Source organism: Sphingomonas sp., from assembly GCF_039595165.1.
Lineage (GTDB): Bacteria > Pseudomonadota > Alphaproteobacteria > Sphingomonadales > Sphingomonadaceae > Sphingomonas.
Genome location: NZ_JBCNMA010000003.1, coordinates 62,820 through 80,305, shown reverse-complemented (window position 1 = coordinate 80,305; position 17,486 = coordinate 62,820). Strand labels below are relative to the sequence as shown.

General features: G+C 65.6%; 20 protein-coding genes. 7 read left to right on the top strand and 13 right to left on the bottom strand.

All coding sequences use genetic code 11. The features are described from left to right. Positions 1–284 precede the first annotated feature (284 nt). From ABDV68_RS01170 to ABDV68_RS01135, 8 genes are all read right to left on the bottom strand, one after another. On the bottom strand, positions 285–1,283 hold the full coding sequence (locus tag ABDV68_RS01170) for a zincin-like metallopeptidase domain-containing protein (RefSeq protein WP_343517812.1): 999 nt from the start codon (positions 1,281–1,283) through the stop codon (positions 285–287). Positions 1,284–1,830: 547 nt separating this feature from the next. Next, positions 1,831–2,898 (bottom strand): ACR3 family arsenite efflux transporter, encoded by a 1,068-nt coding sequence (gene arsB / locus ABDV68_RS01165; protein ID WP_343517811.1) that lies wholly within the window; start codon positions 2,896–2,898, stop codon positions 1,831–1,833. Next, a complete protein-coding gene (arsC, locus tag ABDV68_RS01160; RefSeq protein WP_343517810.1) occupies positions 2,895–3,329 on the bottom strand; it encodes an arsenate reductase (glutaredoxin) in 435 nt (144 codons plus the stop codon). The genes arsB and arsC overlap by 4 nt, the downstream gene beginning before the upstream one ends. After that, positions 3,326–3,682: a helix-turn-helix transcriptional regulator gene (locus tag ABDV68_RS01155; protein WP_343517809.1), complete on the bottom strand. Its 357-nt coding sequence runs from the start codon at positions 3,680–3,682 to the stop codon at positions 3,326–3,328. The genes arsC and ABDV68_RS01155 overlap by 4 nt, the downstream gene beginning before the upstream one ends. Further along, positions 3,682–4,137, bottom strand: coding sequence for an ArsI/CadI family heavy metal resistance metalloenzyme (locus ABDV68_RS01150; protein ID WP_343517808.1), 456 nt, complete (start codon positions 4,135–4,137; stop codon positions 3,682–3,684). The genes ABDV68_RS01155 and ABDV68_RS01150 overlap by 1 nt, the downstream gene beginning before the upstream one ends. Positions 4,138–4,214: 77 nt before the next feature. Beyond that, positions 4,215–5,204 (bottom strand): TerC family protein, encoded by a 990-nt coding sequence (locus ABDV68_RS01145; RefSeq protein ID WP_343517807.1) that lies wholly within the window; start codon positions 5,202–5,204, stop codon positions 4,215–4,217. 132 nt (positions 5,205–5,336) lie between these two features. Continuing rightward, a complete protein-coding gene (locus tag ABDV68_RS01140) occupies positions 5,337–5,522 on the bottom strand; it encodes a DUF465 domain-containing protein (protein WP_343517806.1) in 186 nt (61 codons plus the stop codon). Positions 5,523–5,712: 190 nt separating this feature from the next. Next, a complete protein-coding gene (locus ABDV68_RS01135) occupies positions 5,713–6,123 on the bottom strand; it encodes a DUF2285 domain-containing protein (RefSeq protein WP_343517805.1) in 411 nt (136 codons plus the stop codon). A 654-nt stretch (positions 6,124–6,777) separates the two neighbouring features. On the opposite strand from ABDV68_RS01135, the gene ABDV68_RS01130 reads away from it, so the two are divergent. The 4 genes from ABDV68_RS01130 to ABDV68_RS01115 all read left to right on the top strand — a co-directional run bounded on the left by ABDV68_RS01130 (position 6,778) and on the right by ABDV68_RS01115 (position 9,726). Further along, positions 6,778–7,524: a LuxR family transcriptional regulator gene (locus tag ABDV68_RS01130; protein ID WP_343517804.1), complete on the top strand. Its 747-nt coding sequence runs from the start codon at positions 6,778–6,780 to the stop codon at positions 7,522–7,524. A 77-nt stretch (positions 7,525–7,601) separates the two neighbouring features. Beyond that, positions 7,602–8,219, top strand: coding sequence for an acyl-homoserine-lactone synthase (locus ABDV68_RS01125; protein ID WP_343517803.1), 618 nt, complete (start codon positions 7,602–7,604; stop codon positions 8,217–8,219). 11 nt (positions 8,220–8,230) lie between these two features. Then, positions 8,231–9,106 carry a phytanoyl-CoA dioxygenase family protein gene (locus ABDV68_RS01120; RefSeq protein WP_343517802.1) on the top strand — a complete coding sequence of 292 codons (876 nt, stop codon included), beginning with the start codon at positions 8,231–8,233 and terminating at the stop codon, positions 9,104–9,106. Beyond that, complete coding sequence (locus tag ABDV68_RS01115) at positions 9,103–9,726, top strand: GntR family transcriptional regulator (RefSeq protein WP_343517801.1); 624 nt, start codon at positions 9,103–9,105, stop codon at positions 9,724–9,726. The genes ABDV68_RS01120 and ABDV68_RS01115 overlap by 4 nt, the downstream gene beginning before the upstream one ends. A 149-nt stretch (positions 9,727–9,875) precedes the next feature. Here the strand turns inward: ABDV68_RS01115 and ABDV68_RS01110 are convergent, their stop codons facing one another. From ABDV68_RS01110 to ABDV68_RS01095, 4 genes are all read right to left on the bottom strand, one after another. Continuing rightward, positions 9,876–11,189 carry an alpha/beta hydrolase gene (locus ABDV68_RS01110; RefSeq protein WP_343517800.1) on the bottom strand — a complete coding sequence of 438 codons (1,314 nt, stop codon included), beginning with the start codon at positions 11,187–11,189 and terminating at the stop codon, positions 9,876–9,878. 174 nt (positions 11,190–11,363) lie between these two features. Further along, positions 11,364–12,086 (bottom strand): NAD(P)H-dependent oxidoreductase, encoded by a 723-nt coding sequence (locus ABDV68_RS01105; RefSeq protein WP_343517799.1) that lies wholly within the window; start codon positions 12,084–12,086, stop codon positions 11,364–11,366. A gap of 143 nt (positions 12,087–12,229) precedes the next feature. Further along, complete coding sequence (locus ABDV68_RS01100) at positions 12,230–12,994, bottom strand: SDR family oxidoreductase (RefSeq protein ID WP_343517798.1); 765 nt, start codon at positions 12,992–12,994, stop codon at positions 12,230–12,232. Between the two features lie 124 nt (positions 12,995–13,118). Then, positions 13,119–13,985: an NAD(P)-binding domain-containing protein gene (locus ABDV68_RS01095; protein ID WP_343517797.1), complete on the bottom strand. Its 867-nt coding sequence runs from the start codon at positions 13,983–13,985 to the stop codon at positions 13,119–13,121. Between the two features lie 135 nt (positions 13,986–14,120). Between ABDV68_RS01095 and ABDV68_RS01090 the strand changes: the two genes are divergently transcribed. Next, positions 14,121–15,041, top strand: a complete 921-nt coding sequence (locus ABDV68_RS01090; protein ID WP_343517796.1) for a LysR substrate-binding domain-containing protein — start codon at positions 14,121–14,123, stop codon at positions 15,039–15,041. 86 nt (positions 15,042–15,127) lie between these two features. Here the strand turns inward: ABDV68_RS01090 and ABDV68_RS01085 are convergent, their stop codons facing one another. Further along, positions 15,128–15,724 (bottom strand): helix-turn-helix domain-containing protein, encoded by a 597-nt coding sequence (locus tag ABDV68_RS01085; RefSeq protein WP_343517795.1) that lies wholly within the window; start codon positions 15,722–15,724, stop codon positions 15,128–15,130. 126 nt (positions 15,725–15,850) lie between these two features. On the opposite strand from ABDV68_RS01085, the gene ABDV68_RS01080 reads away from it, so the two are divergent. Together ABDV68_RS01080 and ABDV68_RS01075 are read left to right on the top strand one after the other, a co-directional pair. Next, the gene (locus ABDV68_RS01080; protein ID WP_343517794.1) at positions 15,851–16,867 is read left to right on the top strand and encodes a saccharopine dehydrogenase NADP-binding domain-containing protein; all 1,017 of its coding nucleotides are present in this window, start codon (positions 15,851–15,853) and stop codon (positions 16,865–16,867) included. A 486-nt stretch (positions 16,868–17,353) separates the two neighbouring features. After that, entirely contained in the window at positions 17,354–17,470 is a 117-nt protein-coding gene (locus ABDV68_RS01075) for a benenodin family lasso peptide (RefSeq protein WP_343517793.1), read from the top strand. Positions 17,471–17,486 lie beyond the last annotated feature (16 nt).

Below are 17,486 nucleotides of genomic sequence, written 5' to 3'. Positions count from 1 at the left end.
GGCTGATGTTGACCAGCAGGGTCTGGATTATGCCGCGCTTGCGCACGGTCGGCAGGATGTCCGACACGTCGGGCGGGCGCTTGGCAAAGCGCATGTTCGCCTTGTCGACGAACAGCTTGTCGAGCGGGATGAAGTCGAGTTTCATGGCAGTTGCTCCGTGTGAGCGCCGGTCCGTCTTGTCTTTGCGGGTGAGGCGGACCGGCTTGGGATTGGCGGCAGGACGCGCCGCCCGCGTCTGCCGCCGCCTCGCGAGAAGGCGGCGGAAGCTCGATTGACGGTGGCGGTCATGCCGCCTCGGCGGGCGGGTGGTCCGCTCGCGCGGCCTGGGCCTCGCTATGCCGCGCGAGCAGCCAGTCGGCGGCCTTGCTGGCTTGGGCGGCGGCGCGGAAGATCGCGCGATTGTCGCCCCGGAGCACGTCGAGCCACGATGCCAGATAGTCGGCATGGCGGACGCTCGGGACGATCCCCAAGCTCGCGCAGAGGAAGGCCGAGCCCATCTCGGCGACCAGCTCCTCGCGGGCATAGCCCTTGGTGCCGAAGCCGTTGGACAGGTCGCGATCAAGGCGCGAGGGGTGCCCGGTCGCGTGGGTCAGCTCATGGAGCGCCGTGCGGTAGTAGTTGACCTGCTCGAAGAAGGCGGGTTGCGGGGGAACCTGCACATAGTCCTTGCCCGGCACATAGAAGGCGCGCGATCCGCCGATGCGGAAATCGACGCCGCTGGCCTCGATCACGGCTTCGGCAACGGGCACGATCTCGCGTTCGGGGAGCGGCACCGGCTCGGGCGCGAGGCCGGGGCGCAGCCCCTCGCACTGCGCGACGTTGAACACGGTGAAGCGCTTGAGGAACGGAATGGCCTTGGCCTCTTCGCCCGTCTCGCGCGCCCGCTGCCGCTCCGCCTCGGGGGTGAACCGGTCGGCATAGACGACGGTGGTCCCCCGCTCGCCCTTGCGGACGTTGCCGCCCGCCTCCAGCGCCTGTCTGAAGGTGAGCCAGCCTTGGCTGGGAAAGCCGCGCTCGATAACGGCACTCCACAGGATCAGCACGTTGATGCCGGAATAGCTGCGGCCGGTGAGCGCGTTGCGCGGCAAGCCGGGCGCGAGGCCCCCGCTCTCGACCCGGCCCCAAGGCTGGACCCAGGGGAAGCGCCCCGCCTCCAGCTCGGCGACGATCCGCCGGGTCACCTCCTCGTAGAGGCTGGCGCGGCTTTCGGTCTGCGGCCCGGCTTTCCGCTCGGCTCCTGCCTGCGGCTTGCGCCGGGCGCGACGGGTCAGAGCTGCTGGCATGTCCTCGCCTCCTGTCCCGCCCAAAAACCGCATGGCCTCCCCGGAAAGCGGGGGTGGGCGGCGAGAGGCGACCGGAAAGGCGCGGCTCCGAGCGGCGGCGGCACCCGAAGGGCCGCAATGACAATGGAGGAGCCGGCCCGAAGGCCGGCTTGCCGCCGCCGCGGCCGCGCCTAGCAGGGCGCGCCGCCCACTCCCGCGCATCCGGGAGAGGCCACAAGCAAGCGCCGCCGCGCGCAAGCGCGGCGACCGCTTTGCGCGCCAGCGATCGTCACCGTGAGGCCGAGACCCGTGCAAGCGGGGCTCGGCGGCGAGGGGCGCGCCCCGAGCCGTAGAGCGCGGTCGCGCGGTACACGCGCGAGGCGCAAAATCCTTAGAGTGCCTCGCTACGACGGGCGGCGCTGCGCGCTGCCTATCTGCGCGCACGACAGCTGTTTCGAGAGTCCATATGACGGCGGGTGCCGAGCGGGCATTGCGCGAGGTGTGGCCCTGCCGGAAATAGATGCCCGGCCATCCTTTGCGGGCGCCGATGGTCTAGGAGCGATTCCCCCTATGCGGGGACGCGTCCTTCATACCAGGGCCGGGTCCGCTTCACGATTGCGACGACCGACAGCATCACCGGCACCTCGACCAGTACCCCGACGACGGTCGCAAGCGCAGCACCGGAGCCGAGGCCGAACAGGCTGATCGCGGCGGCGACCGCCAGCTCGAAGAAGTTGGACGCGCCGATCAGCGCGGCGGGCGCGGCGACGCACCAGGCGACGCCGAAGCGGCGGCTCAGCCAATAAGCGAGCCCGGCATTGAAATAGACCTGGATCAGGATCGGCACCGCGATCAGCGCGATGACCAGCGGGTTGGCGATGATCGCCTCGCCCTGGAAGCCGAACAGCAGCACAAGCGTGGTCAGCAGCGCAACCAGCGACACCGGACCGAGCGCGGCGAGCAGGCGGTCGAGCGCCGGCTGTCCGCCCGAGGCCAGCAGCGCGCGCCGGATGAGCTGCGCCGCGATCACCGGAATGACGATGTAGAGCACGACCGAGATGAGCAGCGTGTCCCACGGCACCGTCACCGAGGCGACGCCGAGCAGCAAAGCGACGAGCGGGGCGAAGGCGAACACCATGATGATGTCGTTCAGCGCAACCTGGCTCAGCGTATAGTTGGGCTCGCCTTCGCACAGGTTGGACCAGACGAACACCATCGCGGTGCACGGCGCGGCGGCGAGCAGGATCAGCCCGGCAATGTAGGAGCTGACCTCGCCCGCCGGCAGCAGCGGCCGGAACAGGATACCAAGGAACAGGGTGCCGAGCAGCGCCATCGAAAAGGGCTTCACCGCCCAGTTGATGAACAGGGTGACGCCGACGCCCTTCCAGTGCCGGCGGACCGATCCCAGCGCGCCGAGATCGATCTTGAGCAGCATCGGAATGATCATCAGCCAGATCAGCACCGCAACGACGAGGTTGACGCGGGCGACCTCGGCCGCGGCGATCGCCGCGAACAGGCCGGGAAGCGCATAGCCGAGCGCAATGCCGGCGACGATGCAGGCGGCGACCCAGAGGCTCAGATAGCGTTCAAAGAAGCCGATCGCCGGGCGGGTCTGGCCAAGCGCGATATCGGTCATGCGTTGATCCTGCTGCCGGCGTCGTCGATGACCTTCTCGCCGTCCTCCTTGGTGAACGCGCCCTGCTGCGGCGCCGGGAGCAGGTCGAGCACGGCTTCGGACGGGCGGCAGAGCTTCACGCCGAGCGGCGAGACCACGATCGGGCGGTTGATCAGGATCGGATGCGCCATCATCGCGTCGATGAGCTGGTCGTCGCCGAGCGACGGATCGGCAAGGCCGAGCTCGGCATAGGGGGTGCCCTTCTCGCGCAGCAGCGCGCGGGCGCCGATGCCCATGCGGGCGATCAGCGAAACCAGCATCGCGCGGCTCGGCGGGGTCTTCAGATATTCGATGACGTGCGGCTCGATGCCGGCGTTGCGGATCATCGCCAGCGTGTTGCGCGAGGTGCCGCAGTCCGGGTTGTGGTAGATGATGATGTCGGTGGTGCTCATTGGACGGCTCCGGGCTGACAGCAGGCGGCCCTGGCGGCGACTTCGGCGATCGGCGCGCAGATCTCCGGCACGCCGCCGCAGCAGTCCTCCATCAGGAATCCGAGGAGGCTGGTCATCCGCTCATAGTCCGCGGTGTAGATGATCGAGCGGCCCTCGCGGCGCGACGACACCAGGCCGGCATGCCCGAGAATGTTGAGGTTGCCGGAGAGCGTCTGCGGCACATGGCCGGTGGCGCGGGCGATATCGCCCGCGGCCATGCCGTCCTTGCCGGCACGGACCAGCAGGCGGAACACCTCGAGCCGACCGGCATGCGCCAGCGCCGAAAGCGCCGAGACGGCGGCGGTGGCGTCCATCAGCAGCAGGCCTGCTTGGGCGCGGGCGCCGCGGCAGGGCCGCAGCAGGCCGACGCAGTCGGCTCGGGTAGCACCTCGTCCTCGCCGTAGCTGGTCGCCTCGCCGAAGGTGAAGAAGGTCTCCCAGCGCACGCCGGCGGGATCGTGGACCCAGCTCTTGTCCGATTGGGCATAGCAGCAGGTGGTCGCTTCCTGGTCGAAGGTCTCCGCGCCTGCGGCCTTCAGCCGTCCGGCGAGTTCGCCCAGCTCATCGGCGCTGTCGACCTGGATGCCGATGTGATCGACGCCGCTCGCGCGCGCCCGCTCGGAGATCGCGAAGTTGACCTTGGGATCGTCGAGCATCCACTTGGCATAGTCGTCCTTCACGACGACCGGAGCCGCGCCGAACAGCGTCTGGTAGAAGTGGATCGACTGCGCGAGGTCGGGCACGCTGACGTGGAGATGCATGCGCTTCATCGAGAGTCTCCTGATCTGTTGATGATACTACGGGTATATCCGTAATATCATAGAGTCAACGATGCATCGGATGCGCGTCATACCCGCCAGTGCCGTTCCGGCGCGTCGCGGGTCTTCCAAAGCGACCAGGCGATGCCGGCGGCGATCAGGGCGAGGGTGACGCCGAGGCTCAGGACCGGCGGGAACTTGTCGCCGCCGAGGACGAAGTCGGCGACGAAGATCTTCGCACCGATGAACACCAGCACGCTGGCAAGCGCATATTTGAGGTAGTGGAAGCGGTGCACCATCGCCGCGAGCGCGAAGTAGAGCGCGCGCAGGCCGAGGATCGCCATGATGTTGGAGGTGTAGACGACGAACGTGTCGGTGGTGATCGCGAAGATCGCCGGCACGCTGTCCACCGCGAAGACGAGGTCGGCGAGATTGATCACCACCAGCGCGAGGAACAAAGGGGTCGCCGCGATCACGAGCTTGCCGGTCCCGGGATCGGGCGTCCTCACGAAGAAGCGCTGGCCATGGAGCTCGCGGGTGACGCGCATGTGCCGTGAGATGAAATTCACCGCCGGGTTGTTCGCCACATCCATCGGCTGGTCGCCGGCGACGAACATCTTGATCCCGGTGAAGATCAGGAAGGCGGCGAACAGGTAGAGCACCCAATAGGCTTCGCTCACCAAAGCCGCGCCGCCCGCGATCATCAGGCCGCGCAGCACGATCACCGCAACGATGCCCCAGAGCAGCGCCCGGTACTGGTATTTCGGCGGAATCGCGAAATAGGTGAAGATGAGGCTGATGACGAAGACGTTGTCGATCGACAGCGCCTTCTCGATGAAGAAGCCGGTATAATATTGCATGCCCGGCTCCGGCCCGCGCGCGTACCAGACCCAGGCGCCGAACAGGAGCGCGACGCCGATATAGAAGGCGGATAGCTTCAGGCTCTCGCCGATGCCCATCTCGCGATCCTCCTTGTGGAGGACGCCGAGATCGAAGGCGGTCAGGGCGACGACAAGGAACAGGAAGGACAGCCAGAACCAGGCCGGCGTCCCGAGCCAGTCGGCAAACAGGAATTCCATGAGTTCCCTCGATCACAAGCCCGGCGGGCGGGCACGTCCATCGTCGATGGCGGGCGCCGCCGCTCCGAAGCGTCAGGGCATCGACGTCCGCGCCGGATCGGACATGGCGTCAGGAGCGCGGTGACGGTCCGGCTAACCCGCGGGGGACGCGGCTGCGAATGCGCGTGCCGCCATGAAGCGAGCGATCAGGTGCTTCGCTTTCATCTTCAGGATGCGCAGCCGGTGGATATCCGAGCCGTCGGCGCGCTGCTGCGCCAGGCGCAGCAGGTCATCGATGCGCTGATGCTTTTCGATCAGGCGGAAAAGTCGGGGGTGCAAAGCTCAATCTCCTCTTCAAGACCATCGGTCATCGGAAGGATCCGAGCTTTGCGGCGTTCGCCGGGCCTCAGCATCGGATTCTCCGATGCGGTCCGACATCACGAGACGAGTCTCGCCAGAGGGGCCCGGGCCGCACGGGGGATTTGGGTGTCGCGCGAGCCGCTGTCAATGGCAGGCCCGGATCGCAGCCTTACGCCCGCCGCTGGAGGAGGTGGCGATAGCCGCCGCGCGCCATCGCCTCGGCGTCGCGCACCAAGCGGCGCACGCGCGAGCGCAGCGAGTCGCTGTGCCCGCTCCAGTCGAGCAGGATCCGGTCCTCGCCGAACAAGGCGGCGCCGATCTCGCGCTGGCTGGCGCCAGCCGCGAGTGCGTCATGGACGCGCAACACCGTCAGCCAGCGCTCCACCCGCGGATCGCGCGGGAACAGCGAGCGGGCGAAGCGACCGTGGCGGCACAGCTCGACGAAACGCCGGAGCGGCAGGATCTTGGGTTCGGCCGAGGCGACGCCGAGCAGACGATAATGGAGCAGCACGGCTTCCTCGCGCGCGATGCTGCCTTCCTCGACATCGATCCGGATGCGATGCCATCCGTCGGAGAGCACGGCATGCTCTCGGCCGTCATCGTCGGTTGCGATCGCCAGCCACGGCGCGAGATGCTTAGTGCGGATGCTGTCGGGGTCCGAGGGGGTCGACGGGAAGGCGATAACGCGCAGCGTGCCAGGGTCGAGATCGGCATGCCAGATGATCCGGGCCTCGGGCGCTGCGCGGTCCGGATTCTCGGCGAAAGTGCAGCCCCCACTGGATCGGCTCGATTGCCGGCGCGGGGCGGCCGCGTGTCGCCCGGCTCGCCCGCGCGTACCAGGCGATGTAATCGGGATCGCGGCGCAGCCACTCCCACATGAGCCCGGCCCGATCGATTCCGCGCAGGTGCGTATATCGGCTGCCGTCGCGCCAGGGTTCGTTCCCCAGGTCTTGGGTGCCTCCGCTCATGCGCTTGCGAGGAACTCGAATGCGGCGTCATCACGACTTGCGGGCAGCGTTGGATCGGCGCGTAATGCCAGCCGGCTCGTCCACCATCTTCGAGGCGTACAACATCTTCTTCGTATGAACTTCACATGATAACGTGATGCAATCGCAAGAGTCGCCGGAGGATGGCGTGAGGCCCCGTTCTCCAGCCCGTATCTGTGGGAAAGGGCGGCCTCGGGACACACGGTGGCTTGAGACGCCGCCCGGGGCTGTGTTGCTGCCCGATGGGCATGCACGGCACGGCGATGCAGTTCATCCGCATCGTCGAGGAAGTGAGGACTGTCGATGACCTGGCCGCTGCGATGCAGGCGGTCACCGCCGAGCTCGGCTTCCAATATTTCGCGCTGACGCATCACGTCGACATTCTCGCCGCCGACGGTGCGGCGATCCGCATCCACAATTACCCGGATAGATGGGCCGACTATTATGACCGCAACGCGCTGGGCGTGTCCGATCCCGTCCACCGCGCCAGCCATGTGACGAGCGTCGGCTTCTGCTGGTCGCGCATGCCCGAAATGATTCCGCTGACCGCCGAGGATCGCCGCGTGCTGGCGATGGGGCGCGATGAAGGGATCGGCGAGGGCTTCACGGTGCCCGCCCATGTTCCGGGCGAGGCGCGCGGCTCCTGCTCGTTCGCGAGCGAAGCGGGGCGCCCGATCGTGGTCGACCTCTTGCCGATGGCGCAGCTTGCCGGCGCCTTCGCCTTCGAAGGCGCGCGGCGCCTCTGGTCGGAGCGTGGCCACCTGCCCCAACCGCCGCCCCCTGCGCTCACCGACCGGCAGCGCGACTGCCTGCTGTGGGCGGCGCGCGGCAAGACCGACTGGGAGATCAGCCGCATCCTCGGCGTGACCGAAGAAACGGTCGCCCGCCATATCAAGCTGGCCTGCGCGCGATACGGAGTGAGCAAACGAACATTGCTGGCGATCCGGGCGCTGTTCGACGGAACGCTCACTTTCACCGATATCTTCCGGCGCTGATATTACCCTTTCCGGGAATAGCGGGCGGCGCCGTCCGCGCAGACCCTCGGCGCTCCAAGCCAAGGGAGCGACCAGCCATGCTTCACATTATGCAATTCGGCGCGCGGCCGGCCCCGGACGGGGTGCTCGGCGCGATGTTCGCCGCACGCAAGCAGGTCTTTGTCGACCTGCTCAAATGGGATGTGCCGGTGATCGACGGCGCGTTCGAGGTCGACCAGTTCGACGACTCCCATGCGACCTATCTGGTGCTCGCCGACCGGCAGGGCGCGCATCTCGCCTCGGCGCGGCTGCTGCCGACGACGCGCCCGCACATCCTCGACAGCTTCTATGCCGAATTGTGCGAGGAGGAGCCGCCGCGCGGGCCCGACGTCTATGAGGTGACCCGCTTTTGCCTGGACCGCAGCCTCACCGCGCGCGAGCGCCGGGAGGCGCGCAACACGCTGGTGGCAGCGCTCGCCGAATATGCGCTCGCGCACGGGATCGCCGCCTACACCGCGATCGCCGAGATGCCCTGGTTCCAGCAGATCCTCGCCTTCGGCTGGCGCTGCCGTCCGCTCGGCCTGCCCCAAGTGATGGACGGGACGATGCTCGTTGCGCTGCGCATCGAGATCGACGCGGACACGCCGGCGCAACTCGCCGCGGCCGGGATCGTCCCTTCGATCGACGTCCATGCCGGCGCGCCCGTTGCAGCGTGAGGGAGGAGACGATGACCGATACCATCGCAGCCCCTGCCAGCGCCGAGCGCTGGTCGGAAGCGCTGCTCGAGCAAGGCTATTGCATCATTCGAGGTGCATTGCCGAAAGCGACAGTCTCCGCGCTCGACGAAAACCTGGCGGACGATTTCGCGCGGACGCCTTTCTGCCAGGGCGGCTTCTACGGCGCGACGACCAAGCGGTTCGGCCGGCTCTTAATCCGGTCGCGCCACGCCGCGTCGCTCGTCCAGCACGAGACGATGCTCGGCATCGCCGACAAGGTGCTGTCGCCCTGGTGCGACCGCATCCAGCTCAACGTCACCCAGGCGATCGCCATTCATCCGGGCGCGCCCTCGCAACTGCCGCACAGGGACCAGGATATGTGGCGGGCGCCGGCCGGGGCGGCGGAATATCTGATCAACGTGATCTGGCCGCTCACCGCGTTCACCGCGGAGAATGGCGCGACCGTGATCTGGCCGAACAGCCATGGCGCGAACGCGCTGGCGCCGGAACCCACGAGCGAGCCGCTCGCCGCCGAGATGGCGCCCGGCGACGCGCTCCTGTTCCTGGGATCAACCCTGCACGGCGCGGGCGCCAACCGCACGGCCGAAGTGCGGCGCGGCATCGTCGTCGGTTATTCGCTCGGCTGGCTCAAGCCTTACGAGAACCAGCACCTCGCCTATCCGCCGGAGGTCGCGCGAACCTTCCCGCCTGCGCTCGCGGCGCTGGTGGGCTATCGCCAGCACCGCCCGAATCTCGGCAATTATGAGGGCCAGTGCCCGTCGGTACTGCTCGAGGGGCGGGCGGACGAACCCTTGGGAGCCATCGACGCACTTCGTCCGGACCAGGCGGCAATGGTCGATGCCTATGTCGCGAGCCAAGCGACATGAACGCGGCCGGCCCCACCGCCGAGCGCATTTACGAGGCGCTCAAGGCGAGCGTGCTGCGCGGCGTGTTCCGGCCCGGCGCCCGGCTCGACCCTGCCGTTCTCGCCGAGCAGCTCGACAGCAGCGTCACGCCGGTCCGAGCGAGCCTCAATGTCCTCGTCGGCGAGGGGCTGGTCGAGACCGGCACGGGCGAAGGTTTCCACATGCCGCTGATCGACGAGCCTGCGCTCAAGGACCGCTATGCCTGGAATGCCGAGATTCTCGGCATCGTGCTTCGCAGATCCTCGGCGGGCGTGCGGAGCGGATCGTCGATTGGAGAACCCAGCGACGCGGCAGCTCACGCTGCGGGGTTGTTCCTCCATATCGCACGTTGGTCGTCAAATCTCGAGCATGCCCGCGCGATCGCGCTGATGAACGATCGGCTTCACGCTGTGCGGGTGGCCGAGACCGGTGTCCTGCGGGACATCACGGCCGAACTCGGCGAAATAGCGGGAGTGGCCAAACGGCGCGAGACTGCGGCGTTGCGAACCCTGATCGCACGTTATCATCTCAGACGATACCGGTCCGCCGCGGCGATCCTGCGTCAGCTCTATCGCATGGACGGGAATCCTGCCGCTGAATAGTCAGAGGATCACAGGAGACTCTATGACTAGCTTGCGGTTTGGAAGCAGGGGAGCAAGCTGGACAATCCGCATAGAATCCGGTCACCCAAGAGCAGCGCCAAGCTGGCGGGCGGGAGCGCCCACGTTGAATCCGATTGGGAGACTTAGGTTCAATCCGCCTTGGCGAAGGGGGCGCTCACGATGCGGGCGCCATATTGTGTGCCCGTGCGACCAGTCAGAATGAAGTCCCGCATCATGGGGAAATACCCTTCGGGCGCTCGCGTCGAAATGCGAGAACCGTCGGCGGCAAGCTCATAACGGTACATGCCGTGATCCGCACCGCCGAAGACCGCTGTGGTGATCGGCCGTCTCGCCCGGGCCAAGTCGCCAAGACGCCGCGACGTTTCCCCTGGCGGAGCAACGATGTCGTCTGCGCCGAGGATCCAGAGCTGCGGCGTGTCGAGATGACGCAGAACCGGCATCGGATCATAGTAGAGTGATATGTTCGGGACCAGCGCCGGGCCTTCGCGCCGCATCTGCTCCTCTGTCATGCCGAGCATGATGGCCGCCGCGCTCCCGCGGACGTGGCGAAACCATGGCTCGTTGCCATAGCGAGCCCGAACGGCCGCCAGCTGCTCATAGCCAGTCTGGAAGTTGCTATCGATGATGACCTCAAGCGCTTGAGCAATTTCCATCGCCTGCGACACTTCGGTGTCGCCGAAACCCTCGCGCTTCAGCTCGGCAGCGATTAGTTCGCGTTCCGCCGCCGCGGGCGAGACGGCGAGACCAAAGCTCACGATGATGAAGTCGACCGGTTCGATCCGGGAAGCGAGCGGCGCCACCCACCCGCCTTGACTGCCCGCCTGAAAACCAATCCGAGAGACGCGACTACCCCCCAGGCGCTTCGCTTCACGCACAGCGGCGATCGCGTCGGTCGCAAGCGTCGCATAATCATGCGTATACTGGCCGCTCGATCCTCCCACGCCGCGCTTGTCGTAAACGAAGGCGCCGATCCCGGCAGCGGGAAACATTCTCTGCAGCGCATAAGCGTCGCGCGCCGAAACCCGCTCGGCGCCATGAACCAGGACAACGATTGGAACGGGGCCTTCGCCCCTGGGCATCACAAGTCGCCCGGCCAACGACGCACCGTCGACGTCGAACCGTGTTTCCTTCACCTCGAAATCGATCTGTTCGCCCGGTCGGCCGTCGAACATGATGCGATCGCGCGCGCAATCGAACGTCACCCTGATGCCATCTGCGCGACCGGTCCAACCCAGGGTGCTGATCCAGCGCCCATCCGGCCCTGGCGACAGCGCACCGGTGGTTCCGTCCGGCCTTCGCCAGCGAAGCTCGGTGCCGCTTGTCGGAGCGATGTCGACGAAGTCGCCGTCGGCCAATGCGTAGATCCCAACCGGACAGTTTTGGGTGGGAACCGGTTGAATGGGTGCGGCAAAGAGCATCGCGATCGACAGCCACATATTCATTTGTTCATGTTCCTCGGACGGGTTCGGCTAGCATGCCGTCTCAGTATCGACGGCATTCGATCTCACGACTCCATGTTTTCGTCATGGGGGTCGGTGAGGAAACATGCCGTTCATCGCGCTCAAAAATGAGTCGGAGGCCCCCTTTCTCCCGGTCGCCACGTCGATGCGCCGCGATCAGAGATCGGCAGCCTCCCGCGAGCCGGTGTGCGACGATGCATCGAGCGGTGTGCCGGCTAGCTCTTGTACCAGCGTGTCGATGGCGGCTTCAGCCTTGGCGATTGACGCGGACAAACGGTCGTCAGCGAACTCGTCATTTTCGATCGCCACGCCATAGGTTTCGGTAATGCCAATATACGACATCGGTAGCGTAATGCTTCGCTCCACGAGGTTGAACGTCTCCAGCCGCCCGCCGGCCTCGTATCCGCAATCGCCTCGCGAAGAGAGGATTACGAGACGTTTGCCCGGGGGCAGCATCGGCCAATAGGGATCGTCCGTGCGATTCCGATCGAAACCAAAGGTGACGCCGACGCGCACGATGTTGTCGATCCACGCCTTAAGCGGAGAGGGCACGCCAAGGTTGTACATCGGCGCTCCGATTACCACGAGATCCGCGCGCCGCAGCTCCGCAATCAAATGATCGCTCTCCGCCAAGTGCGCGCGCATCGCGGCATCGCGCTGATCGGCCGGCGCAAAGGCTGCCGCAATCCATTCCCCTGTCACCGGTGATGGCGGCTTCCGCCCCAGATCTCGATAGGTCACCACGTCTTGGGGCCGTATGGCGCGCCATCGATCGACGAAGCGCCGGGTCAAGCGACGCGTGTGCGAACCGTGGGGATCGACCCCGGATAGACCAGGCCGGGCGCTTGCATCGATATGGAGCACATGATCGGTTGGCATGGAAGCTCCTCAAGAAATCATGTCACAATGTCAGTAGAACTGCCTATCCTGCGCGCCTCACGCTCGGCCGCCGGGAACGTGTGGCCTGGCGCCCGGCGACGGCAAAGGCGACGCTGGGTCAGAAGCTTCACCAAGCCCTTCTCTCACCCCATGGCCGGCGCGAGATTTTGGCCAAGGCCGCCGTCGACCTTGATCCGTTCCCCCGTGGTGAACGTTGCCTCGAAAGCGAGAAACAGGACCGCCTGCGCCACCTCTCGCGGTGTGCCGTGGCGCTTCATCGGCGTAACCTCGTCGCCGACCTTCATGAAGGCGGCGCGCTCTTCCGCGGAGGCGCCCGCCACGCCCATGGTCGGTGTGTCGATGAAGCCCGGGCTCACCAAATTGACGCGGATCTCTCGCGGCAGGAGTTCTGATGCGAGCACTTTGCCGAAGGCGCTCAGCGCCGCCTTGGTGGCGGAGTACACCGCCATGCCGGCGATGCCGGAGTCTTCAGCGACCGAGGTGGTGAAGACGATCGCGCCGCCCTTCCTGATCAGCGGAATGAGACGCTGAGTCGTGAAGAAGGCGCCCTTGGTATTGACATCGAACTGGCGATCGTAAGACGGCTCCGTAACCTGATCGAACGGTTCCAGCTCGGACACGCCGGCGTTCATATGCAGGAAATCGATCTCGCCCAGTTTCTGCGCCACTTCCGTACCGAGCGCGGCGATATCGTCCATGCTGGCGATATCGGACCGAACGGCATGCACGTCGCCACCAAGCGCCTCGCGCGCCTCGGCAAGGTTCTTTTCATTGCGGCCCGTGATCAGGACCTCAGCGCCGCCGTCGATCAGCGCCTGCGCTACCGCCAAACCCATTCCATGCGTACCGCCGATTATAACGGCCTTCTTGCCTACAAATCTGTTCATAGTCTTTCCCTGACCGTGCGAAGTGCGCGGCTGTCCTTGGTTGAAATGAGGGGGAGCGGTCCTCGCTGACGCCACCGGGAATTCTCGTCGGGCGAGCCGTCTCCGGACCGCTTTGTCTTACGTGTTATCCCTTGCGCCGGATCAGCTCGAACACGCCCGAGATATCCTCGTCGCCAAATCCGGCACCGGCGCGCTTGCGGAACAGCTCGAGCAGCGGGTCCAGCAGATCGGTTGCCACCCCCTGCTCGCGGGTGGCTGTGAGAATATTCTCCAGCGATGCGGCCTGCATTCCGAGGTTCGAGACGACGTTCACGCCATGCTTGCCGCTGTCGATCTTCGTCGCATATCCTGGCAACTCGCCCATCATCGCGGTCATCCAGCTACTGAGGAGCTTGAGGAAGTCGCAAGCGGAAATGCCCTCGGAGTCGACCAGCGCGGTGGCGTGAAAGAACCCGGCGAAGAGGCCATACATGCCGCTAAGAAGCGCGAGGTCGTGCAGCGATGCCAGCCCGGCGTCCGTGCCGAGATAGTTTGCCGCAGCGAGTTCTTCGAGCAGCGTAGCATGCGCGTCAAAGGCCGGCTTCGACCCGCTGTAAAGGATGAGGGCGTGCTCGCCGCCGATCATAGGCGGCGTCGCCATGATGCCCCCGTCGAGATAAGCAGCGCCCAGCGTGGCGACCCGCTCTGCCGTAGCGCGCGCCTGCGCCGGTGTCCCATTGGTCAGGTTGACCAGCGCCCGCCCGGAAAGCGCCGATGCCGCAGCGTCGATCACCGAAGTCGACGCGGGATAATCCAGGACGCACATCACCGTAACCTCGCTCTCAGCGATGGCCTCTGCTGCCGATCCCGCCTCGCGCGCTCCCTTTGCGATCAGCGCGCCGGCCTTGCCGGGCGTGCGATTCCAAACCGTGACGGTGTGGCCCTGCTGAAGAAATCGGGCAGTCAGCGCCTGTCCCATCGCCCCCAGGCCGATGATCGAGATATTGGCCATCTACGTGCGCGTCCTTTCGAATTGCAGTCCTGCCCCAGTGGCGGCTGCAGCGATGAGATGTGATATTGGACGCAGGAGCAGTAGTGGGCTAATCGCGGACCTATCGTCCACAAAACGGAACGATTTGGCATCTATATGCTCAATCTCAACGACCTGCTCGTCTTCGTTCAAGTGGTGGATCACGGCGGCTTCGCTGCGGCCGGTCGCGCCCTTGCTATTCCCAAGTCAACGCTCAGCAAGCGGCTCTCCGAATTGGAGAAGGCGATAGGTGTGCGCCTGATCCAGCGAACGTCACGCAGCTTCGCCGTGACTGAGACCGGCCGGGATTTTTATCGTCATGCCGCTGCCATGCTGATCGAAGCGGAGGCGGCTGAGAACGTCATCAAGGGCCGCCTGGCGGAGCCAAGCGGAACCGTGCGGATTACGGCATCGCTGCCGATTGCCCAGTTCCGCCTGGCGCCGATCCTTCCGCGCCTAGCGACGAGCTACCCCAAGATTCGCATCATGCTCGACGTCTCTGATCGCTTCGTGGACATCATCCAGGAAGGCTTCGACATCGCTCTTCGCAATCACTTCGCACCATTGCCGGATGCCAACGTCGTGCAACGCCGAATCGGTCACGATCCCGCTTGGCTTGTCGCCTCGCCTGGTTACGTTCGAGAGCGAGGGTCACCCTCTCGAGCGGAGGATATAAATGAGCTCGATGGCCTTCTGGTCCCGTCGTCGGGAAATAGCTGGACACTGCACCATGTGGACGGGACAGTCATCCAGGTGACGCCGGCACCCCGCTATTTCGCGAACGAAACGGTGTCCCTGCGGGAAGCTGCACGGGCGGGGCTTGGGGTGGCGTGCCTGCCTGGAAGTTTCTGCGAGCCGCTGATCGAAGCCGGCGCGCTTCTTCGAATTTTACCGGACTGGACGGCGCCTGGCGTGACGACCACGCTGCTGATGCCGCACCGTCGCGGGCAGCTTCCTTCCGTCAGAGCGGTTGCCGACCATTTGATTGCTGAACTCTCGCAACGTCGGCAAGGCGCAGATCTGATCAACGTCGACTAAGGAAACGTCATCGGAACGGTGGAAGTGCGGTGAGTACGAGGCCGCCTGGGGGGTTTGGAACGTACGGGCACGCGCTCGCAGGAATGTCACTCGCGGCTGGCCGCGATCAGCGCGTGCGCGGCGCGTTGGAGGAGCGCCACCGCTTCGCCAGGCTCGACCAGCTGCGAGCTGACGAACGCACCGTTTATGAGAATCGAAAGCTGGCCGGCCAGCTCATCAGGTTGGTTGACGCCGAGCCGAAGTGCGATCTCATGGAGTCGCAACCGCATTTCGCGCTTGTGGTCGGCGGCGACCTTACGGGCTGGGTGGTCGGACTCGGGAAACTCCGCTGCGACATTGATCTGCGGGCATCCACGATAGTTCGGCCGCTCTATCCTATGCCCGATCCACTCCAGCTGCGCGTCGAGTTCCGCCTGCGGGTCATTTGGATGCTCGCGCGCGACGCGACCCCAGGCACTCCAGAAATCGCGATCCTCAGCCGCTAAGAACGCGGCGACAAGCGCGTCCTTAGTGCCGAAGTGGCGATAAATGCTGGTCTTCGCGACGCGCGCGCTTTCGGTGACGAGATCGACCCCGACGGCGCGCACACCGCGTTGATAGAAGAGGGCCGATGCGGTCTCCAGGATCCGCTCCCGGACGCCGAGCGCATCCGGTTCGGCACCCCTGATTGAACGGTCTACCATGACTAGCCTCCGGGGACGTTGGTTAGCATTGACTGAGTTGACTCGCTACAGACCAGTTCGTAGCAACAGAACAAACAGGTCTGTTGCATAGGACATGTGATGACATATCGAGCGTCGGGAGGGAGAATGGATCGCTGTGTCGCAGTGTATGGCGCGGGCGGTCACACGGGCCGGTTTGTCGTATCCGAACTCCTGCGGCGCGGGATCAGGCCGATTGCGATCGGGCGTGACCAGGCGAGGCTCGCAGCGGCGGGTTTCCTAAATCGCGGCGTCGAGTTGCGCCTCGCATCTATCGAAGACGCCCGGTCGCTCGATCGCGCGTTCGCAGGCGCGGCGGTCGTCATCAATTGCGCCGGCCCTTTCCTCGACACAGCCGACGCGGTTGCCGCCGCCGCCATGCGGTCGGGGATGCATTATCTCGACGTGACGGCAGAGCAGGCCAGCGCGAAAGCAACCCTCGAGCGTTTCGACGAGCCCGCCCGGCGCGCCGGCGTACTCGTCATTCCCGCAATGGGATTTTATGGTGGCCTTAGCGACCTGCTCGTCACGGCTGCGATGGGCGAATGGACAGCCGCCGACGAAATCAACCTCGGCCTTGCGCTCGACAGCTGGCATCCGACGTCCGGAACCCGCCTCACGGGCGCGCGTAACACCGTGCCGCGCCTCGTGGTTCTCAATGGCAAGCTCGCGCCGCTGCCGCAACCGCCGCTCTCTCGGATTTGGCAATTCCCGGCACCATTCGGGCCGCAGGAAGTTGCCGAGACTCCTTTTTCGGAAACGGTGTTGATCGCGCATCATCTGCGCACGTCGGAGCTCCGCACCTTTCTGACCGCAACCGCTCTTCGCGACATTCGCGATCCCGCCACCCCGCCGCCGCGGCCCGTGGACGCCTATGGTCGATCGGCCCAAAGGTTTTTGGTCGAAGCGGTTATCCGGAGCGGCGGTCGGGAGCGTCGCGCCCTCGCCTCCGGACGGGACATCTATGCCATTTCCGCCCCACTTGTTTGCGAAGCTGCCAAACACCTCCTCGACGGCTCCGCGACCGGTGCAGGCGCGCGAGCGCCGGGAGCCGCTTTCCACGCCATGCCCTTCCTCAAGGCGCTAGCGCCTGAACCTCTCAGCATCGAGATCGCAGGGATGTGAGGCAGGGAAGCGGTCAGGCGTAACTCGATTGGAAGCCTCAAGTAGCCGCGCTGCAGAGCCGGGCACCGCGGTGCCGCGCCCAACACACCGACGGATGCCAACTGGCGAGGCACCTGGGGAGGCGGAGGACCGGCATGCTCTACCGGCGCGCCTTTGCGGGTCGACGATGCGGACTTCAGCCTCGGACCTCAAGTACGAGCAGCGCAGAGTATTAGTTCAAGAAAGCGGTCAACCTGCGAGTCCTCTCGACCGGCGAGATCGAGACGCCGCGAAGTTGCAACAGTCTGGTGAGTTGCGCCGCTAATCGAGCGTTCGACCGCAGCTTGGCCTGTCTCGCCGCTCCCGATCCCGCGTCGAGCCCGCGGCATGCAAAGATACTCGTGCCGAATAATCGACGAATCAAATCCGTATTCAATTCGGATCGCCGGCTGCGCTTTCTAGACTCCGAGCCACCGCGGATGAGCGCGGCGAGAAAGGAGTGGAACTATGAAACGCACCAACATCATCGAGCTCGGTGTCGCGAGCGTGACGACCCAAGGCCCAGGCCTGCAGCCGGGCGATGAGGTCATCGGTCTCGAGCAGGCCGGCCTGTCCGACGACTGAGCAGAAGGGGCGCGCG